The sequence below is a fragment of the Chamaesiphon minutus PCC 6605 genome (genome assembly GCF_000317145.1).
In the GTDB taxonomy this organism is placed as follows: domain Bacteria; phylum Cyanobacteriota; class Cyanobacteriia; order Cyanobacteriales; family Chamaesiphonaceae; genus Chamaesiphon; species Chamaesiphon minutus.
Map to the genome: position 1 here is coordinate 25,680 of NC_019697.1, position 25,651 is coordinate 51,330.

The window sequence follows — 25,651 nt, forward strand, 5'->3', positions numbered from 1 at the left end:
ACATCAGTTTTTAGACATAGTTAGCAGAAAATGGACACGAACGATCGATCGCGGACAATTCTAATTGTGGAAGACTCCCTGACATATCGCAGTAAATTGCGGGAATATTTGAGTCAAGACAATCGCTACAACTACATCATTCTGGAGACAGAGACTGGCACAGAGGGATTGAGACAATATCGGATCGCTCAACCCGATGCTATTTTGCTCGATTATGTTCTCCCAGATATGAATGGGTTGGAATTTCTGCAAGCTTTACAGCAGCAAATCAAAAAACCCGATCTCCCGGTGGTGCTGCTGACAGAGTATGAGAAAGAGAATTTGGCTAACTTGGCGATCGAATGTGGTGCTCAACAGTATCTGAGTAAAGCAGCAGTAACGACGGAAAATTTACGATTATCCTTACATAATGCAATCAAGCAGGGCGAACTCCTGCGTCAAGTCGCCGAGCTGAAGATGCAAAACAAGCGACATCTGAAAGTTTTGAATCAGAAAGAGGAGCAACTCCGCTTGGCGTTAGCATCGGCGCGGATGGGGATTTGGGACTGGGATCTGCTGACGGGACAGATCCACTGGAACCGCGAACATGAGGAGTTATTTGGCTTCGCGCTGGGTGGGTTCGATGGTACCTACGAAACATTCGATCGGTGCATTCATCCGGACGATCGCAGTAGCCTACACGAACATGTCGTAAAATCGATCGAGACGCATACTAGCTTGTGCCATCAATTTCGGATTATTTGGCCAGATGGTAACGCTCATTGGATCGAGACGCGGGGCGAGGCTTATTTTAATGATGCTGGGCAACCGATTCGCACGATCGGTACCGTCGTCAATATCGACGAGCGACAGCAAGCACAACAATTATTACAAACTCAATTGGAGCAACAACGTCTGGTACTAGATATGACGGTACGCATTCGGCAATCGCTCGATTTAGAGGAAATTCTGCAAACGACTGTCGATGAAGTTCAACAGTTTTTGCAAATCGAACGCGTACTAGTTTATAAATTTTTACCCGATTGGAGCGGTAAAGCCATCGTCGAATCGGTGGGTACCGAATGGAGTGGCATCCTCACGACAGATCGAGTCTATCATCCTTGTGGCGAATCGGCGATCGCCCATTTTCAGCAAGGTTGCATCATTGCCAATGCCGACATCTACAATGCAGATCTCGACGATCTGCACATTCAACTGTTAGAAAGTCTGCAAATACGTGCCAATCTAGTAGTACCGATCTTTAAAGGAGATAAGTTATGGGGGTTACTGATTGCCCACCACTGCTCTGCACCGCGTTCGTGGCTGACTTCCGAGATCGAGCTAGTCAAACAGCTCGCCAGTCAAGTCAGTATCGCCATTCAACAAGCCAAATTATTTGCCCAAGCTCAAACTGAATTGACACAACGCAAGCAAGCCGAAATGACATTGCAACTGCTCAATACGCAAATAGAGCAACGTCAGTCGGTAGAAGCACTCAAAGATGAATTTATCGGCATTGTCAGTCACGAACTCCGCACGCCGCTAACTTCGATGCAGGGCGCATTGGGGCTATTGGCAATGGGTTTGATGGATGACGAACCAGAGCAAATGAAGCAGATGATCGAGATTGCCTCGAACGAAACCGAACGTCTGGTGCGGTTGGTAAATAATATCCTCGATCTAGACAAATTAGATGCAGAGAGTAAGTCACTAGAGCAAGAATGGTGCGACGCTCCCAGCCTGATTCAACGCGCGATCGATGTGATGACTGGCTCGGCAGCAGCGGCGGGAGTCGATTTGGTCAAAGATTGCCCGCCGAGCCAGATTTGGGTGGCACCCGATCGGATCGTCCAGACTTTGACAAATCTGCTCGGTAATGCCATCAAATTTTCGCCGCCAAATAGCAGTGTCTCGATCGAGATGCGCGAGATCGACGAGCCAATCTCAGATCGTTCGACACGATTTGACTCAGTGCGTCCGATTACGGCTCCCTCACGTCAGATTCGCTTTGCGATTAAAGATTGTGGGCGAGGTATTCCAGCGGACAAACTCGAAACCATTTTCCATCGCTTTCAGCAGGTGGATTCATCTGATTCTAGAGATAAAGGCGGTACGGGTTTGGGATTAGCAATTTGCAGATCGATCGTCGAGCAACATCAAGGGCAGATCTGGGTAGAAAGCGATTGGGGTAAAGGTAGTACGTTTTTCTTCGATCTACCGCAGCCGATACATAAAAACGCATTGCAGCAGGGTACTGTATAGGTACATATCCTTTGTTAAGCGATTCTCCAAAACAGAGGCTACGCTAGCGAATATCTGCCTACCCTCGCAAAGGAAATAAAGACGCTCGAATGGAGAGTTCCCCATCTTAACTATAAACTTCCAATTATTTCCAAATAAACCTCTCGACCTAAAAACTCGACTGAATAAATTTTCTAAAATATCTAAAAATTAGAGTCCACACTCATTGTCAGTATGTATTAATAATTATGAGCATTAACAATCAAAAAACATTCAGATTCAGAGACTCAATCTCTGAATTTAATAATATTAAAGCTAATGCTTTAAGTGGTAATCTCGTAATTCAAGTAGCCGATATACCGAGCTGGATGTTGTGTTTTTCATCCGGGAGGTTAGCTGGCATTAGTGGGGGGATCGATGCGATCGATCGTTGGGATCGAAATCTTGCCCTAGCTTCACTGAATATGCCGATCGATCGATTGGTTAAATCGACCGATCGGCAGGAAATATTTTTAAATGCTAATAAAATTGCTCAAGAATGCGCGATCGAAGAAGTTTTATTCGACATCATTCAATTTAGTCAGCATAAAGGAGATCGGCTGTCTTATCGGTTTATTCCCATTAGTGATAAAAACACTCAAATCAAGTCAGTCTTACCATTACTAGAGATTCAACCAATTCTTAGTAAGACTATCCAAGCATGGCAAGAGTGGGAAAAAAATGGATTGACTAAGTACGCGCCGAGTCTATTTCCAATTCTCCAAAGATCGGTCAAAGCTGCGGACTTTAAAGATAATAAAAAGTTACAATTCTTGCTTTCATCGATCGATGGTAGTAAGTCATTGCGCAGTTTAGCCATTCATCATCAGCAAAAACTTATCGATGTAGCTAAACTACTATTAACCTCGATTGACTCAGGTTTAATTACTCTATCTCTAATCAAAAAATCTACAGCCGAGTGTAGAGATGAAGTAGGTAGCAAGCTTTTTTCCGAACTAGATCGCGTCGAAATTTCTGTACCAGTTACCCAATTTACCAATCAAACAGATCGCAAAATTCCATTAATTGCTTGCGTCGATGATAGCCTCTCAGTCTATAAAAATTTAGAAAAAATTATCGTAGCACATGGATATAGATCCTTTGGCGTCCAAGATCCAATCAAAATTATTCCCAGTCTGATCAAAAATAAACCCGATCTAATTTTCCTGGATTTGGTGATGCCAGTAATGAATGGTTACGAAGTTTGCGAACAAATTCGCAAAACGCCTTCTTTAGTCAACGTTCCAATTATTATTTTGACTGGAAATGATGGCTTGATCGATCGAGTACGCACAAAATTTGTTGGGGCTAATGGATTTTTGAGCAAACCAATCGAACCTCAATCAATCGTAAAAACAATCGATAAATATTTGGAGAAAAAACCAGCACCTAAAGCAGTCGAACGCATTGTTAGATCTGCTCAGGTGATTGCTGCTGATGAAGATAAAATTAATGTTGCTAAACGAGTTTTAGTGATTGACGACGATCGCAATATCCGCGAAGTTGTCTCGATGTGTCTCCATAAACTTAAAGGTTGGGATGTGCTCACCGTGTCATCGGGACAAGAAGGACTCGATCGGATTTGCCTCAACCATCCCGATGCGATCGTCTTGGATGTAATGATGCCAGAAATGGATGGCTTAGCTTTTTTGCGACGGCTCCGCGCCAACACCAGCACTAAACTCATTCCCGTCATTTTATTGACTGCAAATCGCTATTTACCAGACAAAGAACTGCTAACCGAACTCGGCGTTATGGAAGTTATCTCTAAACCCTTTCTCCCGATCGATCTAGTCCGAAAAATAGATCTCGCACTCGAGCTGAATAGTAGTTTGGTGTAGTGGATAGTGGATAGTGGATAGTGGATAGCGAGCAGTAGTAAATATGCAACTTTCAACTCTCCGATCGTTACCCATCCACCCATCCACCCCTCTACCCTTCTGGTGACTTGACTTGGCTGAGGATTGCTTTGAGAGAATCGCCGTCGAGGATTTCGCGATCGAGTAGAATTTGTGTGGTAGACTCTAATAACTCACGATTGTGTTTTAAAATGGCAACGGCCATGTTGTAGGCACGATCGATCGTTTCTTTAATCAGTCGATCGATTTCGATCGCCACATCGCCACTGACAGCGCGACGAGTATTGGTATCGCCGTCTGAGAATTGCGACTGGCTATTGGCAAACGCGATCGGCCCTAAAGTATCGCTCATCCCATACAGAGTAATCGCTTTTTCAGCCAGAATAGTGGCTTTTTGGATATCATCGCTGGCACCTGTAGACACCTTCCCGAACACTAATAGTTCTGCCGCACGCCCGCCTAGCAGCGTCGCAATTTGACCGCGAATTTCGTCTTCCATCATCAGGAACCGATCTTCATCCGGCATCTGCAACGTATAACCCAGCGCACCTACGCCACGCGGCACGATCGAGATCTTCTCTACCTTACCCCGTCCCGGCATCAACGCACCCACCAGAGCGTGTCCGACTTCATGATAAGCCACCGTTTGCCGCTCGATCGGGTTTAGTACCCGCGATCGTTTTTCCAAGCCGACTAATACCCGCTCGAACGCCAGATCGAAATCTGCCATCAAAATCGCCTGACGATTATTTCGCGCCGCCATCAGAGCTGCTTCATTGACCAAATTTGCCAAATCCGCACCCGTCAAACCAGAAGTCCGCGTCGCCAATAATTCCAAATCTACATCTTCGCCCAACTTGACATTATTAGCATGGACGGTGAGAATCTCCACTCTACCCGATCGATCCGGTCTGTCAACAACTACTTGTCGGTCGAAACGACCCGGACGGCGCAAAGCCGGATCGAGGACTTCAGGGCGATTTGTGGCGGCAATCAGAATTACCCCATTATTCCCATCGAAGCCATCCATTTCCGTGAGTAATTGATTGAGCGTCTGTTCGCGCTCGTCATTTCCACCGCTGGGATTCATACCATTGCCACGCGATTTACCGATCGCATCTAGCTCGTCAATAAAGATAATACAGGGAGCCTGACGCTTGGCTTTGTCGAACAAATCTCGTACCCGCGACGCACCCACGCCGACGTACAACTCCACAAATTCCGAACCAGACATGCTAAAGAACGGCACCCCCGCTTCACCCGCCACAGCTTTGGCGAGTAAAGTTTTGCCCGTACCAGGAGGGCCGACTAGTAATACACCTTTAGGAATTTTGGCTCCGAGGCGCGTGTATTTGTCGCTATTTTTAAGGAAGTCAACAACCTCTTGGAGTTCTTGTTTTGCTTCATCGACACCAGCAACATCGGCAAATTTAACGCCAGTTTTTCCTTGTGCATAAGTTCGCGCTTTACTTTTACCAACACCCATCACGCCACCGCTACCTTCGGTATATTTAAGCAGCAAAGCTCCCGCACCAACAGCAACTAATGGCGGTAAAACAACAGCAAGTAAGGTACCCAACCAAGAATCGGACGGTGGACTTTGAACGGTATATTCCACACCATTAGCTTGCAATAAATCTGGCAAACTCTCAGCTAAAAGATCTGGAATAGTAAAGTAAGTTTCTTCACTGTTTTCGTTACTAACTGTATACTCAATCCGCTTAGGGCTAATAGTTACCTGTTTGACTCGGTTGGTTTTAACTGCTGCGAGAAAGTCACCGTAAGCCTGTTGGGGAATAGTTGCCATCGTTTGATACTTATAGAGTAGATGGAGCGTGATACCAAATCTAGATAACAGTTAAGCGAGCGACTATTCGACTGAATAGTTCTAACTTTTCCGATGTTTCAAGATTAGTCGATCGCCCAAACCAACATAAGTCGTGGTGCTACTCCAAATCTGACGGTAAACCACACTGCTAGTATTTACTTGCAATTACTTGGGTAAAACAGATCGCTACTGTAAAATATAATAGTCTACCTATCTATGGCTAAGACAAGACTATGATTCAAGCGGTTAGCAAGCAAATAACCTTAGCAGAGTTTTTAGCACTACCAGAAATAAAACCTGCCAATGAGTTCGTCGATGGATCGATTTATCAAAAACCCATGCCTCAAGGAAAGCACAGCATTATTCAACGGGAGTTGACATTTGCCATCGACCGACCGTTAAGGGATAAAAAAATAGCCAGAGCTTTTCCCGAACTACGTTGTACATTTGGAGATCGATCTACAGTACCCGATATATCTGTGATGCTGTGGGATCGAATTCCCCGAAATCCTGATGGTACGGTGGCTAATGTTTTCTCGATTGCTCCCGATTGGACGATTGAAATCTTATCTCCAGACCAAGGGCAAACAAAGGTAGTCAAAAATATTATGCACTGCCTCAAATATGGGACACAAATGGGTTGGTTGATAGATCCAGACGAGCAAACAGTGTTTGTCTACCAACCAAAACAGGAAGTCGAAATTTTTGACAATACAAATCAACAGTTACTATTGCCAACATTTACCGCAGGATTGCAACTATCTATCAGTGAAATATTCGATTGGTTGGCAGAATAATAATTTTGTTACACTCGATCGATTATTAGCGATCGAGCGATCGCAACTAGATCTAAATTGTGGCTGGAACCGGAAGAAGTAGCTGGATTGTTCTGCTGACGCGATGGCGTAAGTGCTGTGACGACAACAATCGCGAATACCGTCGATACACCTACATAAATAGCGATCGCAGTTTGATTCGATTTGCCAGTTTTGCCGTTGTAAGTAGTACCGCATTGGGTACATTTTACATGAGTAAACATTTTTGGCCCGACTATTCCCCCCCACCAAGTAAAGCTAATTAGTTCGGCTTTTTCTGAAGCGCAGTTTGGGCAAGGTTGATAGCGTTCCATATAGTTTCTCCGAGTGTTACCCGATATTTGTGGTCATACACAGAGAATACCCATTTTAGATCGATCGTAAACATCCTGTGACAGTCGATCGAACCCGCTGCATAAAGCTAGTGTAAGCGGCTTAGGCGTAGGGTGGGCAAGTTTTTAATAACAATACGAGAGCGGAGCTTGTTCTTATTTGACCACCAATTCTATAACCTCAGCAGATGAGAAAATCGACATTAAAAATCATCATTACGGTTTTCTAATCTCATCAACCGTTGATTTAATCTGCGATTGTTTCTGGCATTATCTTCAGTTTTGCGCTCGTTCTGAGCCAAATCGGTATCGAGATCGATGATATAGTTCTGGAGTGAGTTGAACCCACCTGTCATCGTAGTTAGCAGCGTCCCCTCCATACTATCCATCCGATTTTGCATCGCCGTCATATTCTGTTGCATCGCCATCATGTTCTGCTGCATCACCCCAACCGCTTGGATAACTTGGCTGAGTTGATTTTCGATCCGTTCTAATCTTTCCTCTGACATCTGATTAAATCGATAAAATTCTATTGTACTATCATCTTGGCTCCGCACCAACAGGGCACCCACAAGGGGATAACCAGACAGATCGGCTACGTAATAACAGGGCACCCACAAGGGGATGCCCCTACAGATTATTAAACTATCGGTCTTAATATTGGTTGCTTGCTTGACGTCGATCGATTGCTGTAACACCAGTTAATTCTAATACTTTGCCATTATCAACTACTGCATAAAGCAACCATCGATCGCCACAATCCATTCGATTTTTGACAGTACATTCTAGATAAGAAAGAGCTTCAGTAAGAACGATACAACCATTGTCCGCAAGTGTTGTTTCTAGATCGGCAAATCGATCTGTACCGGGCGTGGGTGGTTTGAGAAAATGACGTTGGAGATTAGTATTACCTTCTTTGAGAATATTCACGACGCATTTTTCACCCGGATTGGCTAAACATTCCAACTCCCGATCTTTGGCAACCGCGATCGTAATTGCTGGTGGACTGAATCCTGCTTGTGATACTCGCGACGACATCAAGCCAACTGGCTTATTACCATTATTAGCCGTAATAACGCACAGAGAGCCAGTTACGCGACCGATCGCGCGTCCGGTACGATCGGTTTGCCCGTCTACACTTATCTGTCTGGGTGCGCGAACTTTTTTGGCTTTATTTAGTACTTTGGCAAATTCGACTCCAGCGGCTTCGCATTGCTCGAGCGTCTCTTCTGTGGGGGCAAATTTAACGCGGATCGGTTCAAATCCTTGGGGGTAGCCGACATCTTGCAATTTGCTGGCAATCAGATCGACGGCTTCGCCACTCCAGCCATATGAACCAAATACGCCTGCTACTTTAGTCTGGTTGGCGGTAGAAAGCACGATACCGAGGGCGGTTTGGATTTGGGTGGGTGGGTGTCCCGCGAGCGTAGGAGAGCCAATTATGAAGCCGTCGCAGGCTTGAACTGCGTCGGTAATTTCTTCGAGTTCGGTAAATTCACAATCGATCGATCGAACCTTGACTCCCGATTGAGTAATCCCTTTTTCGATCGCTCTGGCGAGGGTGGCGGTATTGCCGTAAGCGGATGTATATAGGAGTGCGACGCTGAGATCTTTCTTTTGCTGCTGTTCGCACCAGCTTTGATAATCGAGTGTCAAAACGCTGCGGCTGTGGCGGACGATCGAGCCGTGAGCGGGTGCGTAGATGCGGGTGGGGAATTCGGCTATTTTCGTGAGGATCGCCTCTACCTGGGTCGATTGGGCGGCGTAGAGACAATCGAAATAATACTTGCGATCGTCGGCGAGGGTTTTCCAATGTTCGTCGAAGACGGCATCGTCGCAAACGTGGGAGCCGAAGAGTTTATCTGTATATAGAATTCCGGTACCTCGATCGAATGTACAGAGCGCGTCGGGGTGGCGGGGGGTGGGGACGAAGCGGAATTGCAGGACGTGTCCGTTCCCCAGATCGAGGGTTTCTTCGTCGCGGACGACGTGGACTTTGAGGGTTTGGTTGGTGCCAAATTCGATGCCCAAGTCGTTGGCTTCGTCTTCGCGGGGGGAGGGGAGATCGAAGGATTGGTTGGCAAGTACCGATCTCAGGGTGTTTACGCCTGCTTTAGAGCAGATGATGGTGGCGTAGGGAGCGGCTTCGAGGAGGCGTTTGAGGGTGGCGATCCGGTTGGGATTGATGTGGCTGAGGATGATGTATTTCAACCGTTGGTAGTAGGCGTGTTGTCCGAGTTCTTCGAGGAAGATGTCGGTGAAGGATTCGCCTGGGGGATCGATCAGGGCGATGGAGTCGGCTTCGATTAGGTAGGAGTTGGCGGTGGTGCCTTTTTGACGGGCGTATTCGATTTCAAATTTGAGGCGTTCCCAGGTGCGGGAGCGGAGGACGGTGGTGTTGGGGGCGATTTGGGCGATTTGGACGTCGCGGGGTTTGGTTGGTGTCATGATGTGTGGGTTGGGGAGCGGTAGGCGATCGATATTTGTGGGTTTCGGGGTTTTCTGGTGGGGGTACGGATGGAGATTGTTTGTGGGTTGCGGAATGGGTAGGCGATCGATATTTGTGGGTTGCGAAGGTTGTTTGTGTGGGCAGAACCCGGATCTGGGGGTTCCGACCCCCAGACCCCCCGTTGAGGGGCGGGACGCCGCCCCTCAAACTCCCCTGCGTAAGGATTAAATAGTGAGTAGCGTAGCGCGCTTCGCATTAGTGCTTGGACTTTAGATGGCTAGTATTGGGCGATCGTTGGCATTGGCGATAGCCTGCCGTTAGGCGCAGACTGCGCCTGAGCACAATCGAGATCGATCGAGAGATAAATTTGTAGTTGGGTTTCGCGGGCTTCAACCCAACCTACATCTGGCTTGAAAATCCCCTCCTCGGAGCGGCGGTTTTATATCTCCTATCGGAGAGGCTTCGCCAACGGAGGTTCCCTCCGAATAAAAAAACCGACAAGACAGGGGTGCCCGTAGGGCTTCTGGTCGGGTGACCCGACCAGTGGGGTGGGTAGATCTTCGCAACTCATCCATAAAATCTCAACTTTAAAATCTCTTGTGAAATGACGGTGCATTCGATGAAAGCAGAAAATCATTTATCTCTTTGGCAACAGCATAAACTTCTTTAAAATTGTATCCAGAATAAATATTGACTTTTGATGAAACATCCTTAGCTCTAATAACTGCTTTTACAAAAGGGGTGCCAGTATCCGGATCTTTGTAATCCTCTATATCTACAGCTATCGGATTATATATTTTAATTTCAGAAGATTGTGAAAGTTGATATGTTCGATTCAAATTACACTCAACTCCCTCCAAAGAACGGAAACACGAAAAATCAGTATACCCAGTGCCAAGCCATAACACCAATAAAAATATCGACCATATTCCACAAAGGAGGAGAATGGCGATTAAATTATCCAAGAATACATTCTCTTTGTGAAATAATCCCATACTTTATGTTTGCTCGCCGATCGATCTTGCCCAGATCCGAATCACCAACAGAATCCCCATCACTAGCAGAAAAGCACATGCAGATAAAGTTTGAGTCCAAGGGATTTCGAGTACACCTTTGACGATGACTTCGCGGAGGACAGAGACAATTGCAACTTCGATCGCGACGGCAATTGAGACTCGTTGTTCTTGGAGATAAATAATCAGCAGCCGGAATAGTTCGACGAGGATCAGTACGAATAGAATATCGGCGGTGACTACTTGAAAGTTTAGGGGCGGGAGCAGCGATAGAAACATTGCCCTCAGTTGCAATACCATCACTGAAAACAAGCCGACGCACAGGGAAATGATGATGAAGTCTTGCACTGCTTCTAGCACCAGGACGACTCGATCGATCCAAATCGGTTGAGAGGTAGCGCGATCTTTGACTTGTCGTTCCATGCCATTACCTCAAATGTTAGTCAGATCCAATTTTGACATTCATCTTCACTGGACTAACATCAACAGGTAAATTCTTCATCGTCACTCCTCAAATATTGGGTGCCGCGAAGATCTACCCACCCCGCCCTACGGGCACCCCTGTCTTGATGCGCTAAACCGTCGGGGAACCCGACGAGCGCGCATCGCTCCAGGGAGGGGATTTTTCTTTTTAAAACTCACAGACAGATAAGGAAATTTCTTCTCTCTAGATTGCTGGTGGGGTTGGGCGGGTTTAAATTAGGTTTATAGCTACGTTGTAGCCAATTGTATAAACCCACCCCTACAGATCCGAACGTGCAATCCGCAATCCAAAATCCAAAATCAATAGTGGTTGCCTACTTTGCGATGGTGGACTGCTGTGAGCGAATCGGTTTTGGCTACTCGTCCGATATCCACGGTGCTGTAGACGATCCAGTGATCGTCGCCTTCCATGCGGCTGACGACTTCGCATTCTAAGTAGGCTAGCGAGTCCGCCAAGATGGGACAACCGTTGGAGGCGGGGTAAACCTTGATATTGGCAAATCGATCGGCTCCAGGCGGAAATCGTTTGAGGAAGTGTTTCATCAGGGGCTGATAGTTGCCCTCTTCTAAGATATTTAGCACGAACCGATCGCCGACGTGCATTAAGGATTCGATCGCGCGGTCTTTGGCAACTGCGATCGAGATTCCAGGCGGTTCGACACTGGCTTGGGCGACCCACGAGGCAAGCATCGCACTGGTGGCTTCGCCGCGTTTGGCGGTGATGATGTACAGTCCGCCGCTGATGCGCCCCAAGGCTTTGTCGAGATCGTTATCGAGAGATTTCATCTGCTTGATACTACGATCGCGTGTCAACCATTGTCCCAAATCCGTTCCGGCTTCCTCACAAAGCTGGTAGGTATTCTCGCTAGGACTAGTTTCGACCCGAATTGGCTCGAAGGCTTCCCGCACGCCAACTTCCCGCAATTTATTTCTTAGTAGATAGACGGATTCGTCATCGCCACCGCCAGATTCAAATAAACCGAAGGTTTGTTTGGCGTTAACTGCTGCCAAGATCGTACTTACCAACGCTTGAGTCTGAGTAGCATCTGCACCGGATTGGGGTGGCATCCCGATGACGACACCTGTGGCGATATCTACCAATTCGCGAACTTCGTGAGGGTCGGATTCGCGTAAATCGATGAGTTCGACACCTACGCCTGTTTTAGAAATCCCTTGCCCGATCGAGTTGGCAATTAAATCCCCATACCCATACTCACCAATGTAAAATATAACGGCAGTAGTAGTGGCTTTGGCCTGAGTTTGACTCCAGTCTCGATACCGTCCGACGAGTTCGGTGATGTTGTATTTTAATAATGGCCCATGTCCGGTCGCGATCGTGGCAATTGCAGGTAAATCGCCCATCCGCTTAATTGCTGCTAGTACCGATCGAGCATTTGGCCCCATCAAGCAATCATAATAAGTCTTATAATCAGCATCAAGAATCGCCAGATCGTCATCAAAGGTACGATCGTCGCAATAGTGCATCCCAAATACATCGCAAGTAAATAGAGTTTGGGTCTGATGGTCGTAAGTGAGAATCGTATCCGGCCAATGTAGATTCGGTGCCGAGACAAATTCTAATTCATGTCCCTTACCCAAGTCCAATCGATCGCCATTTTTGACCATCATCTGCTTGTAAGGTTGATGGATCAGCCCATCTAAAAACTGCATCGCCACCTTCGCACCGACGACGATAATGTTCGGATTCAGTTGCAATAAGTCCTTAATCAAACCGCTATGATCTGGCTCCGTGTGGCTGACAACCAAATAATCGATCTCCGCAGGATCGATTAGTCCTAACAAAGTATCTAAATAAATCTGACGAAACTTAGCATGTGAAGTATCGACCAACGCAATCTTTTCGCCCCGAATCAGAAAAGAATTATAAGTAGTCCCATTCTCCAACGCAAACTCGATATCAAACCGATCGCGATCCCAATCGAGCGATCGAATTGCCGTCGTATCCGCAGCAATCTCTTCAACCTGCATCGTCAGGCGTTTTTGGATTTTATCGGCTAGTACTACCATTGTAACTTACCTGTTAATTTTAAAATTATTTGGCGTATTAATCTATTGTTACACGATCTTTTTGTAAATTTTAATTAAAAAAACAATCGATCGCTTAATTCCTACTAATCAATGGTAATTCAACTTTGAGAGGAGAGGGGGAGAGGGGGAGAAGAGGGAACGGGGAGACTAAGAAATGGAAACTCATCATAAGCTAAGTGTAGGGGAGGGTTTCGTGCCCAACCCACCAAACTAAGTACTAGCCCAACCCTACCCCGTAGCCACAAAGTAAGTGCCGACCCCATACACCACTTGTTACAGATAACCTAAATACGCAGGGGAGTTTGAGGGGCGGCGTCCCGCCCCTCAACGGGGGGTCTGGGGGAAGCCTCCCCCAGATCCGGGTTCTCCTAGCACCAGAAGAACCCGAAATTACCGCTCATTTACCGTCAAAATAGCACCAACTCGATCGAATAGAATCTGAGTTACTGCGGAGATCTACCCACCCCGCCCTACGGGCACCCCTCCAAGGAGGGGACTTTCAACTTTCAACTTTCAGCTTTCAGCTTTCAACTTTCAACTTATCTCTGTCCCCATGCGTCGGACAAGGCGGAGCCGAAATCGACTTATCCAACCACCCCACCGCCTGCCCAAACCTCGCCACCGCCTCATCAGGACTATCCTTCAACAAAAACACCAACCCCGCCGCCGCCTGCTCCCGCGCCCGCGCCCGCCGATTCGACTTCAGCCGATGCCAATCAGTCTCTGCAATGCGCAGCCGCTCCGCCAGAGCTTGAGCCAGTTCTAAGGTAGTAAGATCGTCTGTAGTAGAAGACATGGGATTTATGACCTGAATTTAGGCATATTAATAATAACGCTATTCAAATTGTATCGCCGACCATGACTCAGAATGCTACCCCTGTTGATGAAACGATGGACTTCGATCGCGAAATCGCCGAACTAGAACAAGCGATCGCCACCCTCAAACAGCGTCAAGCAGAAATCGAATTAGCCGAGCGGGAGCAAGTTGTCTTAGAACGCCAGCGCAATGAATTGAAACATAAAGGCAGCAAACATCCCGACGTCAAACAAGAACTCGCCCAAATTCAATCGCGATTAGAACAACTAGATCTAATTTTAGAATCCCGACTATTAAATTTGTGGGAACCCTTTTGGCAAGCCGTGAGATTTGGCGGATTGGGGATTGCCATCGGCTGGTTTATATCTACCTGGGGAAAATAGGCTTACAACTGTATCGCTCTCCACTCGATCGGCGATCGCAATCGGACTATACTGAGATCGCGATCGGATTGAGCTAGCGTGCAAACGAGTCGAGCCAAATCAATGAAAAAACCGCGTCTGCGCAAAAAACATTTACAGCCATTTTTCGATCTGACAGACAATCCCGAAGTTCATCACGTCCCCCAGGGAATTGCCGTCGATATCACGCCCCCACCGCCGCAATTATCGCCATTCGATCGAGATGTATTACAAGTTTGCGGTAATTTAGGATCTCGCCCTGCTGCTGAAGACTTTAAAGCATTATTGAAGGCTTATCCAGAAGTACTCCAGCGGATTCAGCAGGCTGTAGATGGTGAGATATTTGTAGGGAGAAATAGCGAAACAGAATTTCTCGAAGATCTAACTGAGATCTGGTTTAAACGTGATGGCTTCGAGCATATTTTTTGTGGGAGTATCGAACGCGGACAGTTGAAAGGAATGCATTATGTCGGACGCTATCTGCAACTGCAAGAGCAAGGATTAGCAGGTAGAATGCCGAATAATCAACACCAAGAAGAAACACTCGCGGGGGTTGTTTATACGATCGGGGTAGTAGTTAAACATGGCGATAAATTATTAGCCGATCGTCGTAATGGTTACGCTTTAGTTACCGATGCCGCAGAATTATTAATTGCTGTTACCCAAGCATTTAAAAAGAAGAATCGCCCTCGATCTACTTATACTGTTGCCGTTGTCGATGTCGATTCAGGACATACTTATCCAGCAGTATTTGTTAAAGAAGATAATGCGATCGTTACTTTTTATCCCGATGTAACACCAATAGAGCCTCTTGCTTAGTCGATCGCCTCAAGATGTTATATTATCCCAAAATCCCCGACAGTCGTAATTGTCCCGACGGCAAATGTATCGCGTTTGAAAAATACGACGGTACCAATCTGCATTGGGATTGGGCGCGAGATTTTGGTTGGCACGCTTTCGGTACCAGACGCGATGTGTTTAACTTAACCGCTGCGGGTATCGGAGAGTTTCAAGTTAAACATCAACATTTAAGCGAATGTACCGCCGTCTTCGATCGCGATTGGGCCAGCGATTTAGAACGAGTTTTTCTCGATCGTCCTCAGTATCAAAATGTTCGAGAAATTAAAGTTTTCATGAAATTTTTAGGAGCTAATTCTTTCGCTGGATTGCATCGACATGAAGATCCCAAGGAACTAAGACTATTTGACGTATGGTTGGAAGAGTTTGGCTTTATTAGTCCGTTTCAATTTGTCGATGACTTCCAACATCTCTCGATCGCTAGAGTAGTTTATCGAGGTAAATTAACCGGACAATTCACCGAAGATGTGCGATCTGGTAAATACCAAGTCGATGAAGGTGTGATTTGTAAAGGCGGTACAGGCGGCCAAGATTTATGGATGGCAAAAATTAAAACAAATGCTTATTCAGCCAAACTAAAAATAGCTTTTGCCGATCGGAGGGAAGATTATTGGGAGTAAATACATATTTTAAGCCGAAGGCGATGTCAGTGAGATTTAAACCAAAAAATTACTATTAAAGATTTAGCACATCAGCAGTTTTCCAAATTATTTTGCTTGCAAGTCAAAGATACACATACATATATCACAGTATCGACTGAAGATAGTAGCAAGTATAAAGATGAAAAAATCCTCCCTAACCTATGAAAGTTAGAGAGGATATTTAAGCTTTATACTACTCTAAAAGGTTAGAGTAACTTATCGACATTCTTGGCAGTTTCAAAGAAGTGAGCGACATTTTCTTCGGGTACTGTGGGTAAGACACCATGGCCGAGATTCATGATATGTCCGGTTTTGCCAGCCTTCCGGACAGTATCGACGATCCGATCGCGGATGAAATCTTTAGAACCATACAATGCACAAGGGTCCATATTACCTTGCACGCCCAGATGAGTCCCGATCCGTTGGCGTCCGACTGCCATGTCCACCGTCCAATCGAGGCTGACGATATCGACACCAGATTTACCCATTAGTTCTAATACGCCAGAGCTACCGCTGATGTAGAGGATTAGGGGCGTATCGGGGTGAGTTTCCTTGACTTGGCGGACGACGCGTTGCTGATAGGGGAGGGCGAAGGTTTCGTAGTCTTGGGGGCTGAGTTGTCCCGCCCAGGAATCGAACATTTGGACGACTTGAGCACCACAATCGATTTGATAGCGGACGTAGACGGCGATCGCGTCAGCGATTTTAGCGAGTAAACTATGGAGCATCTGGGGTTCGCGGAATGCCATCCCTTTGATGTTGGCATAGTCTTTAGAGCTTTTGCCTTCGATCGCGTATGCTGCTAGCGTCCAGGGTGCGCCGACGAACCCCAAGACTGTAGATTTATTCCCCACTTCGCGGCGTAAGGTGCCTAAGATTTCTTTAATAAAGGGCAGCGACTCTTCGGGATTTAGGGGATGGAGGGCGTCAATTTGTGCTTGAGAGCGGATTGCTGGTTCGATAATCGGCCCCCGACTTTCGATGATATCGAAGGGGATGCCGACGCCTGGGAGAGGCGTGAGGATGTCTGAGAACATGATGACGCCATCCGGCTCGAAAGCGCGCCAGGGTTGGAGGGAAATTTCGATCGCCAGTTCGGGTTTTTCGGATCGATCGCGGAATGAAGGATATTTATCGCGTAAATCCCGATAGACTTTCATATAGCGTCCCGCTTGGCGCATCATCCAGACTGGCGGACGATCGAGTGTGGCACCTTTGGCGGCGCGCAATAATAGTGGTTCTTGACCGATTTCTGTCATTTTTTAATTTATGGTTATTTTATATAGCGTGGCCAGTAGCAAGCGCGGATAAAACCCGCTCCTACCCTATATCCACAAGCATAGCTCGAAAGACATAACCTCCAGAATAGCAAACTAGCTACCCCTTTGTGTTAGAAGCTGTTGCCAATCTTGACGATCGATCCTCATTGGCTCGATCCGATCTCCTTTGCCAGCAATACCCTAGTAATTGCGTCTGAATGACTAGCATTGAGATGTAGTGGTTTCGATTTTCGTCTGACTTTCAAGTTCCATATCGCCACAATTGCCGCATAGATCGACCATCCCTACACAGTTTGACACTCACTTAGCTCCGACGGAGATCGTAATAATTGAACCGATCGACAATAAATTTCAGCTAAATAGCTGATGACACCACAACCTGCTACAATTACTCGTGCTACGAAAATTTGGCTAGAGAAAATATTTTTCACTAATCGAAGTCTCCGATCTCATAAAGTGTTAGCGAACTTATGCTGATGGGTATGCTATGGCTATCGATCTTCTATCTGTATCGCTCCTCTATCTATTTAGGTGCTATGAAAATGGTTATAAATAATCTATCAGCAAGTGCTCAAAAATGCCCCAAATGTGGAACCGATCGAGTCGGTCGCGCTCACCGGAATAAATTCGATCGACTTTTATCACTAATAAATATTTATCCCTATCGTTGTCGTCAGCTTGCCTGCAAAAGTCGTTTTTACCGTTTCGGTAGAAGTACTTAAACTGCAATTCGATTTTTGATAAGTAGGTAGGTGCTGTAAAACACAGCTATGTAAACGATTGTAAATCCCTCAAGCGGTTGATTGACATCGATCGATAGCAATTTACATTCTGTTATATAGTTAACTTTAATCCTGCCTACCTACTTAGTAGCAGTTAAACTGTTAGATATTAATGGCGATATATAACCTCTTCATCATCGCCAGATTTCTACTTCCAAATTTTCATGCTATGCAATGAAGCGGTAACCATCAATCTCAGAATCGTGGAATTAAAAACTACTCCCTAGCCATTTTCTTCGGGACTGAGCAATCCGATTCCACCCGCTATTTAATTTGGTGAAAATTGCCGCGCCACCGCAAAGATCGCTTAAAGAATGGGATGGCAAGATCGATCTTGCCGTCCCATTTTCAATATCTACGGTTTTTTCATGCCCATACCAGATTTTTTCATGCTCATACCAGGTTTTTTCATGCTCATACCAGGTTTTTTCATCCGCATACCAGGCTTTTTCATGCCTTTAGCAGACTTTTTCATGCCTTTAACATGATTGTTAGCAATTTTCGGAGCAGATGCGTTGGCTTGGCCAGGATCTGAGAGCGATGTAGTAGAATCTAAAGCCGTAGCTTGGAGTGAAGTCATTCCAGCCATAGCGATGGCTACACCAGTCACGATCGAGCAGACTCGGGGAAAGAAAGCTAATTTCATAAGGATGTACTGAATTTGGAGATAAGTCTATCAGACTACACGTACTCAACATCTATTTGGATTCATTTTGTTTTATATTGGCGGGGAGCGGGGAGTTGCGGCTCGCAACCGGGATGTTGCGCGTTAAGACAAGATAGGGAGTTGGGAAAAGAGCATTGTTCTTTTACCCATTACCCATTACTTACTATCCATTACCCATCCACTCATCCCCTTCCCTAAATATCCAAACCTTGCACCCGCACGCCTTCTGGATGTTCGATCGAGAATTGATAGTTAATTTCTGTTTTTTGATTGACTGGAAGATCGAGTTCCCACACCAATCGCCCTAATTCTCCTGGTTGAATCTGCGGCGAGATTTTGAGTATTTTTACTTTAATTTGTTCGGTGCGGCTGTGGGGAATTAGATCGCTAATTTGGATATGAGTAAGCGTGTTGAGTAAATTAGTCACACTGAGCCGATAAGCATATGTAATCCGGCGATTGCCAGCCAGGAAAGTTTTATCGACTTGGCGTTCGCTCAACTCTCGATCGATTTTAAGTCCTTCATCAATGCCTAAGTTGAGTTTGAATTCTTGTCCCGGAGCGGTATTTTCTAAATTGCTGGTACCGACAAACACATCATCTCGGAAAATATTCGCCTTACCTGGTAATAATGTCGCACCGTCGGCGCGATTTTTGGCTTTAGCTTGTAAGTACGCAAAACTCACCAATCTCGGCATGGCAATATACTCGAATTGACACGGAAAATTATCGTTAAAAATCGTCACTTTGTGCGGATTGCCATCGCTGGGAATATTGCCACCACCGCCGAGTTGAAATGTCACCACGCTCCCCTGTTGAGATACCTCCGCGACGACAGTTTCGGCTAAATAGATCGGTTCTTCAGTTCGCTCGAAAGCAGACATTGTTGCCATCATCGGTGCAGGCGCAGCCGCTGAGATTTCCATCATGTCTGCTGATTTGGATGCGATACTTCTTTGGCGCATCATTATCGGTGCGGGGATGTCGATATACCAAGGGTCTAATTTTGGCGGTAGAGTACCCAATCCTGGTTTGGCGGTAGAGAGAATCAGACTGACATTCGTCCAGTCTTCGCCTGTGGTTTGGACGATTTCGGCCAGATAATTAAGTTGAATGGTTTTACTGGTACTTTGGACGCGCAGATCGTAAAGTGGCGTCCAATGCGCGCGAGCGACTACGTAGCTCAATTCTAGTTGAAAGTCGCCAGCTCCAGCAGGCTCAACGGAGATCGTCACTTCGTAACTCTCTTTGCTATAAGGTGTCTCGACTTCCTCTAGTTGGAGTCGCAGGCTCTGAAGCTGCTTGTCAATTTGTTGCTGCTGCTGGCGCAAATCTTCCCCTGCAACGGCGTATTCGGTGGTTTTAGTCCCTATGAAGTCCAGGAAGTTTTGGGTGTCTTCTAGCCCGATTTGCTGGCGTGCCAGACTGCGAGAGAATGATTCTTGAGTTTTCTCACGCAAGCCTTGGATGAAGTTGGATTGGAGCTTGAGAGTATCGATTTGCGATTGAATGCGACGTTTGTCGGCTCCTAACCTATCGATTTGAGCTGTGAGTTGGGCGATGCGATCGGCGACGGGTTCGGTGGTATATTGGCGATCGGTAGTGACGCCTTGAATTTTGACGCCCACGCTACCTTTACCACTAACGCGAATGGATTCCGGATCGAGGGTAGTGGGTAAGTTGCTCACCGTCAATTCGCGCTCTGTGCCCATCAAACTAATTTGCCCTTGACGATTGACTAAAGCGCGATCTGTATATACGGTTACGGCCACAATTTGGGTATCGAGGAGATTTTGGTTATTAATCATTAGCGGCACATTAATGGTAATTTCAGCAATATCTTTGGGCTTGATATAATTAAAAGGTAAAAATCACCCAAATCGATCGTCGCGCTCGTTCTATCTCGCCACAGGCGGGGCTACTCGTAACGATCGACGTCGAAACCCTCCAATAGACTAGGATGGGATCTAAATCAACTCACAAGTAAAGCTGTTTACCGTCACAAATAAATGGTGAAAAGTTCCAGTCCTAAATTTATGCACGGAGATAGTAGCTTGGCCGATCTGACGATGACATCGTTAGATTCACTTACCAGTATCGCCGCCGAACGCCAAACGATCGAACAATTATTGTCGATCGGGACTGCACTATCCGATTGTCTCAATTTAACAGAATTACTCGACTTAATTTTGTCTAAAAGTCGGGAAATTACTTGTAGCGATGCGGGGAGTGTCTATTCGATCGATCGCACTCATGGCGAGCCAAAGTTAATTTTTAAAGCCGCGCAGAATGACTCGCGCCCCAATATTTCTTTTCAGTCGGCGAGTCTCCCCCTGAATCTAGAAAGTTTGGCGGGATATGTGGCAATTACGGGGGAAAGTCTAAATATTCCCGATGCTTATGCACTGGGTAATAACGTTCCTTATAAATTCGATCGCCATTTCGATCTTGAGTTTGATTATCGCACGGTGTCGGTGCTGGTGATCCCGATGCAAAATCGCGAAGGCGAGACAATTGGGGTATTGCAATTGATCGATCGTAAGCTCAAAGCAGATATCCAAATTACGCCAGAAAATGCGCTCTGTGTAACGCAACCCTATTCTAATTGGGAACAGCAAATCATTCGCTCGTTAGCTTCCCAAGCGGCAATTTCGATCGAGCGCAATCATCTGTTAGAGAGTATCGAGGAGTTATTTGCCGGATTTATTACTGCCTCGGTACAAGTCATCGAAAGCCGCGATCCGAGTACCGCCGGACATTCCGAGCGCGTCGCCAAATTGAGCGTGCGGCTGAGTCAGGAAGTCAATAGTGTCGAATCGGGAATCCTCGCCGCGATCCGTTTTAACGATCGCCAGATTCAAGAAATCCGCTATGCATCTCTCCTTCACGACTTTGGTAAAATTAGCATTCCTGAAGCGATCGTCCAAAAAGGTAAAAAACTTTATCCCCACCAACTCACCGAACTCAGTCACCGCTTCAATCTGCTCCGCCGCACTTGGGAATTAGAATTTGCCGAACGAAAGTTCACCTACTTATTAAATCCGCCGCTAGAGTATCGCCATCAGACAGGTGATAATTGTCTCCATTGCCACCACTTACAACAATTAGATCTCGAATTGCAAGCCAAACTCGATCGCTTGCAATCTTATTGGGAATTAGTCAATAAACTCAATCAACCCGATGTCGTACTGACGATCGAATTTGCCGAAAAATTAGATACGATCGTAACAGATCTTCAGCAACTAGCCCAATATACTTACCGCGATCTCGACGGTAATTTACAACCCTTACTTACCCCCGCCGAAATCGAACAACTGTTAATTCCCAGAGGTTCGCTCACCGCCGCCGAACGCTCGATCGTGGAATCTCATGTCAGCCACACTTACGATTTTCTGTGCAAAATTCCCTGGACGAAACATCTTCAAGATGTACCCAAAATTGCAGGTTCCCACCACGAAAAGTTAGATGGTAGCGGTTATCCCAGAAGGTTGACGGCGATCGATATTCCCATCCAATCGCAAATCATGACGATCGCCGATATTTATGATGCTTTAACGGCTAGCGATCGACCATACAAACCGCGTTTATCACTCGATCGAACCTTAGCTATTTTGCATCAAGAAGCCACCGCAGGCAAGCTCGAAAGTAATCTTTTAGAGCTATTCGAGCAACGTCAAGTTTACTCGGTGTTAAGCGACATAAATCCTGCTTGAGAATAATTCCAGATCTTTAAAATACACGATCTCATGAGCGATTGGATAAAAGTCAAAGGTTGGATCGAAAAAGGGTATGGTGTCGCATCGGGACAAGCCCAAAATCCGCGCTTTCCACAAGGAACGATCGAAATGCAAAAGCCATTCTTTCGCGGTCGAGGGCTGGATCTGAGTGCATATTTTCCAGGTACGATTAATCTATCGATCGCTCCATGCAAGTATAAAATTAAACAGGCTAAATATACATTTAAACAGGTGAAATGGTCGCCAAACGACCCAGCCGAAGACTTTTCATTTTTTGATTGCCAGATCGTACTAGAAGTCGATCGGGTAGTAAATGGATTAATTTACTATCCACATCCCGAAACAAAGCCAGAACACTTTCAACCACCAGATATTCTAGAAATTATCGCACCTTTTATTAGCAATTTAGAATACGAAAACGAACTAGTTATTGCCGTTAATAGTCAGCAGATAAATATTGAATACTAGATATTAAAGCGATAGTCTACAGTCTAAAAATTTGGCTCTCAATCCGAGCGTTAAATCAAGAAACTTCCTGCGAAAGTCAGAGGATAGGGGATAGGGAATAGTTATATCCAGCACGTTCGGCTAATTCTAGGTCGTCGATTGTAGTTACATACTTAGATGCCAATCTCGAAGATTGTGATTGAATATACATCGAAATACTGTGAAATTTGGTATACTTAAAATTAATAAATACCAATACTCAGGTTTCTACCAGTCGCTCTGTTACTTTAATCTGTGAGTGAAAGTATGGAAATTAGGTAATTGGGTTTAATTAAATCTAAAAGAGCGACCGTGCATAATAAAGCTGCCGTAACTGGGCTGCTCATATTTCAGTCCAGCTTTGCATAGATTTTGTCTTTAATTTCACCTAGTTACAATCGAGAGATCGATTTCAAAATTTAAATTATTAGTGTCATGACATCTTCGATCGGTAACAAAGATTTATTTGCTAGCGTCGAGTTTTCGACTTGGATCGAAATCGAACATATATTTGCAGAAGAGAAATATATGATTCAAAAATATCTTCAGCCACACCTAAAAACAGTTGAAGCAGGTACCAATGGCGGTAGAATCCTGCTGAATATGAAAGAAATGGGATTTACAGCTCTAGCTGGATTCGATAACGTTCCAGAATTAATCGAGGCAGCGATCGCTAGAAATCCCGAGCGAGATATTGATTTTCAAGTTCAAGATGCGGTGAAATTATCTTATCCAGACGATAGCTTCGACCAAATTCTTTATTTACAACAGATTCTGTGTTTGCTCGAATCTGAAGATAGACTCAAAGCAATGCAAGAATCTTTGCGAATTCTTAAGCCAGGGGGAATCGGCTTATTTTCATTCCTGAATTTTGAGTCGCGCAGCTCGCAGTTCCCATTTTCAATATATATAGCCTATCTCAAAGCATTACGAAAATTGAGGGGCAACGCTTTGAGTATTCAATATTTACCGTGGATCGTGCTCGGTGGTAAATTTAATTTTGAATCGACACTGCTAGATCGATCGCCTCATGTATATTGGTATCGAATCTCAGAAGCCTATGCCGAATTAAAATCTGTCGGGTTTAAGATTGTCGGTATTGGCACTATCCCCCAAATTCTGGCAGGCGATCTAAAAACTACCGATCGCGAATTATTAACCGAACAGACTTCTGGTACATTGTACATTGCCGTCCAGAAGCCATAACCCTTCGGCTCATCTTGAGTTTTTCTCGATCGGTTGCTGCGCTGGTCAAAGATTCGGGTACTGCTTGAGTAGTATATTCTCGATCGGGAATCACCTAACTTGCCAAACAGCGATCGCAACGACCGCACCGCCAATTACTTTGCGCTGGCTTCGCACCAAAAGCAGTAAGTAAATATTTCCAGCGACAGCCAGACTCAGTAATATAAGTCGGAACTTCGCGAAAAAGTTGCTGGTGTTGCGATCGCAACAACTTCCAATCGGGTGACTTCCCAGTTATGGTGCGACGATATTTAAATGGTGTTTCCCAGGCTAGCTCGCCGACACTATGCAATAGAGATAAAGCAACTGCACTTTTTGGAAATTGCCGCTCGATCTGCTGTATGTCACCACTAGCTGGGAGTTTTTTTGCCATGGCCGTTGCAAGATTGTAATATCGATCGACACTTTCAGTAAAAAATCTGTTGCGCTGGCGGTCTTCTGGATACAATAAACCTGTTGATTCGCACGCTAATAATAATGCCTCAGATGGCTGGCCATCTCGTCCGGCTCGACCGATTTCCTGAATATATTCAGCTAATAATACTGGCGGATGAAAATGAGCGATCCACCGCACATTTGCTTTATTAATCCCCATCCCAAACGCACAGGTACAGACCACGTATTGTAATTTTCCACTCAACCAGTCGCCCTCGAGCCGCCGTCGCGCTTGGGGACTCAAACCCGCATGATAAGCTGCTGTGGTATCACCGCGCGCTGCTAACCATGCGGCCAATTCTGCACTCGTGTCGCGAGTTCTCACATAGATTAATCCAGATTGCTGTGGATATTTGTCGATAAACCTAATTAACCGATGTTTGCGTCCGCTCGGCGTCCAAATTTGGTTGACTGATAAGTGCAGATTTGGGCGGTAAGGAGTGAGCAAAAATTTTGCTGGCTTGTCGAGTTGCAGTACTCGTTCGATTGTCTGCTGCGATCGGGGGTCAGCAGTCGCTGTAAAGGCCGCGATCGAGATTTTAGTGCCTAGTGGCTTAGATTGAATTAAGGTGGCGCGAATCGCCCCCAATCGTCGATAGGTGGGACGAAATGTTTCGCCCCAATGTACCAGACAATGAGCTTCATCGATAACGAGTCGATCGATCTTCAGTTCGGGATCGCATAATTTCTCCCACACTGGTGTCGAAAGTAGGGTTTCTGGGGAGAGATATAGCAGTTTCAATTGGTGCGAGGCTAGGCGTCGTAGTGTTTGGCTCCGCTCGGATGTCGGAATCTCGCTATGTAGCAATCCCGCTGCTACTCCTTTGACGATTAATTCCTGCACTTGATTTTCCATCAAGGCAACTAGGGGCGAAATTACCAACGTCACGCCCTCGCTCAATAAAGCTGGTAGCTGAAAGCACAAAGATTTCCCCCCACCAGTCGGCATCACAATCAGTGCATCCCGCTGTTGGAGCAAACAGTCAATTATTTCTCCTTGAGGGGTTCTGAGTCGATCGTAGCCCCAAACCTGTTGCAATTTGGCGTGAATTCGATCCATTCGTAAAAAAATTAGGGGCAAATCCTGAAATGCCCCTACATCTTACCTCTATTTAGGTTTTAGGCTTTAGGCATTAGGTTTGAGGGCGTAAGAAGGATACAGCCGTTCTCTGAATACCTAATACCTGACATCTAACCCCTTCGCTCATTGTGTGA

Annotated in this window: 21 protein-coding genes; 9 read left to right on the forward strand and 12 right to left on the reverse strand. The window is 45.8% G+C overall.

Translation table 11 applies throughout. The annotated features are described in order from the left end of the window. Positions 1-30 precede the first annotated feature (30 nt). Complete coding sequence (locus tag CHA6605_RS00195) at positions 31-2,241, forward strand: ATP-binding protein (RefSeq protein WP_015157527.1); 2,211 nt, start codon at positions 31-33, stop codon at positions 2,239-2,241. 227 nt (positions 2,242-2,468) lie between these two features. After that, positions 2,469-4,100 carry a response regulator gene (locus CHA6605_RS31090; RefSeq protein ID WP_015157528.1) on the forward strand — a complete coding sequence of 544 codons (1,632 nt, stop codon included), beginning with the start codon at positions 2,469-2,471 and terminating at the stop codon, positions 4,098-4,100. Between the two features lie 91 nt (positions 4,101-4,191). Here CHA6605_RS31090 and ftsH read toward each other — a convergent pair whose 3' ends face one another. Continuing rightward, on the reverse strand, positions 4,192-5,925 hold the full coding sequence (gene ftsH, locus CHA6605_RS00205) for an ATP-dependent zinc metalloprotease FtsH (RefSeq protein ID WP_015157529.1): 1,734 nt from the start codon (positions 5,923-5,925) through the stop codon (positions 4,192-4,194). Between the two features lie 254 nt (positions 5,926-6,179). On the opposite strand from ftsH, the gene CHA6605_RS00210 reads away from it, so the two are divergent. Further along, entirely contained in the window at positions 6,180-6,743 is a 564-nt protein-coding gene (locus CHA6605_RS00210) for a Uma2 family endonuclease (protein WP_015157530.1), read from the forward strand. An 8-nt stretch (positions 6,744-6,751) separates the two neighbouring features. Here the strand turns inward: CHA6605_RS00210 and CHA6605_RS00215 are convergent, their stop codons facing one another. The 7 genes from CHA6605_RS00215 to CHA6605_RS00245 all read right to left on the reverse strand — a co-directional run bounded on the left by CHA6605_RS00215 (position 6,752) and on the right by CHA6605_RS00245 (position 13,883). Further along, a complete protein-coding gene (locus tag CHA6605_RS00215; RefSeq protein WP_015157531.1) occupies positions 6,752-7,075 on the reverse strand; it encodes a hypothetical protein in 324 nt (107 codons plus the stop codon). Positions 7,076-7,296: 221 nt separating this feature from the next. Continuing rightward, on the reverse strand, positions 7,297-7,602 hold the full coding sequence (locus tag CHA6605_RS34840) for a hypothetical protein (protein ID WP_198288412.1): 306 nt from the start codon (positions 7,600-7,602) through the stop codon (positions 7,297-7,299). A gap of 145 nt (positions 7,603-7,747) precedes the next feature. Continuing rightward, complete coding sequence (locus tag CHA6605_RS00225; protein ID WP_015157533.1) at positions 7,748-9,541, reverse strand: diflavin flavoprotein; 1,794 nt, start codon at positions 9,539-9,541, stop codon at positions 7,748-7,750. Positions 9,542-10,129: 588 nt separating this feature from the next. Then, positions 10,130-10,537: a hypothetical protein gene (locus CHA6605_RS00230; RefSeq protein ID WP_015157534.1), complete on the reverse strand. Its 408-nt coding sequence runs from the start codon at positions 10,535-10,537 to the stop codon at positions 10,130-10,132. Between the two features lie 3 nt (positions 10,538-10,540). Beyond that, the gene (locus CHA6605_RS00235; RefSeq protein WP_015157535.1) at positions 10,541-10,978 is read right to left on the reverse strand and encodes a phosphate-starvation-inducible PsiE family protein; all 438 of its coding nucleotides are present in this window, start codon (positions 10,976-10,978) and stop codon (positions 10,541-10,543) included. 360 nt (positions 10,979-11,338) lie between these two features. Next, entirely contained in the window at positions 11,339-13,066 is a 1,728-nt protein-coding gene (locus CHA6605_RS00240; protein ID WP_015157536.1) for a diflavin flavoprotein, read from the reverse strand. Positions 13,067-13,607: 541 nt separating this feature from the next. Next, the gene (locus CHA6605_RS00245; RefSeq protein ID WP_015157537.1) at positions 13,608-13,883 is read right to left on the reverse strand and encodes a DUF6439 family protein; all 276 of its coding nucleotides are present in this window, start codon (positions 13,881-13,883) and stop codon (positions 13,608-13,610) included. 62 nt (positions 13,884-13,945) lie between these two features. Here CHA6605_RS00245 and CHA6605_RS00250 point away from each other — a divergent pair, with 62 nt between their 5' ends. The 3 genes from CHA6605_RS00250 to CHA6605_RS00260 all read left to right on the forward strand — a co-directional run bounded on the left by CHA6605_RS00250 (position 13,946) and on the right by CHA6605_RS00260 (position 15,783). Then, on the forward strand, positions 13,946-14,287 hold the full coding sequence (locus CHA6605_RS00250) for a sll0565 family protein (RefSeq protein WP_015157538.1): 342 nt from the start codon (positions 13,946-13,948) through the stop codon (positions 14,285-14,287). 102 nt (positions 14,288-14,389) lie between these two features. Then, on the forward strand, positions 14,390-15,124 hold the full coding sequence (locus CHA6605_RS00255; RefSeq protein WP_015157539.1) for an EndoU domain-containing protein: 735 nt from the start codon (positions 14,390-14,392) through the stop codon (positions 15,122-15,124). A gap of 14 nt (positions 15,125-15,138) precedes the next feature. Further along, a complete protein-coding gene (locus CHA6605_RS00260; RefSeq protein ID WP_015157540.1) occupies positions 15,139-15,783 on the forward strand; it encodes an RNA ligase family protein in 645 nt (214 codons plus the stop codon). A 227-nt stretch (positions 15,784-16,010) separates the two neighbouring features. Here CHA6605_RS00260 and hemE read toward each other — a convergent pair whose 3' ends face one another. The 3 genes from hemE to CHA6605_RS00275 form a co-directional block, all read right to left on the reverse strand. Beyond that, entirely contained in the window at positions 16,011-17,063 is a 1,053-nt protein-coding gene (gene hemE / locus CHA6605_RS00265) for a uroporphyrinogen decarboxylase (protein WP_015157541.1), read from the reverse strand. Positions 17,064-18,221: 1,158 nt separating this feature from the next. Beyond that, positions 18,222-18,512, reverse strand: a complete 291-nt coding sequence (locus tag CHA6605_RS00270) for a hypothetical protein (protein ID WP_015157543.1) — start codon at positions 18,510-18,512, stop codon at positions 18,222-18,224. Between the two features lie 215 nt (positions 18,513-18,727). Continuing rightward, entirely contained in the window at positions 18,728-20,341 is a 1,614-nt protein-coding gene (locus tag CHA6605_RS00275; protein ID WP_015157544.1) for a mucoidy inhibitor MuiA family protein, read from the reverse strand. A 201-nt stretch (positions 20,342-20,542) separates the two neighbouring features. Between CHA6605_RS00275 and CHA6605_RS00280 the strand changes: the two genes are divergently transcribed. The 3 genes from CHA6605_RS00280 (at position 20,543) to CHA6605_RS00290 (ending at position 23,962) form a co-directional block, all read left to right on the forward strand. Further along, entirely contained in the window at positions 20,543-22,246 is a 1,704-nt protein-coding gene (locus CHA6605_RS00280; RefSeq protein ID WP_015157545.1) for an HD domain-containing phosphohydrolase, read from the forward strand. A gap of 33 nt (positions 22,247-22,279) precedes the next feature. After that, positions 22,280-22,738 carry a hypothetical protein gene (locus CHA6605_RS00285; RefSeq protein ID WP_015157546.1) on the forward strand — a complete coding sequence of 153 codons (459 nt, stop codon included), beginning with the start codon at positions 22,280-22,282 and terminating at the stop codon, positions 22,736-22,738. Between the two features lie 453 nt (positions 22,739-23,191). Beyond that, positions 23,192-23,962: a class I SAM-dependent methyltransferase gene (locus CHA6605_RS00290; protein ID WP_015157547.1), complete on the forward strand. Its 771-nt coding sequence runs from the start codon at positions 23,192-23,194 to the stop codon at positions 23,960-23,962. A 94-nt stretch (positions 23,963-24,056) separates the two neighbouring features. Here the strand turns inward: CHA6605_RS00290 and CHA6605_RS00295 are convergent, their stop codons facing one another. Further along, positions 24,057-25,496 carry a RecQ family ATP-dependent DNA helicase gene (locus CHA6605_RS00295; RefSeq protein ID WP_015157548.1) on the reverse strand — a complete coding sequence of 480 codons (1,440 nt, stop codon included), beginning with the start codon at positions 25,494-25,496 and terminating at the stop codon, positions 24,057-24,059. Positions 25,497-25,651 lie beyond the last annotated feature (155 nt).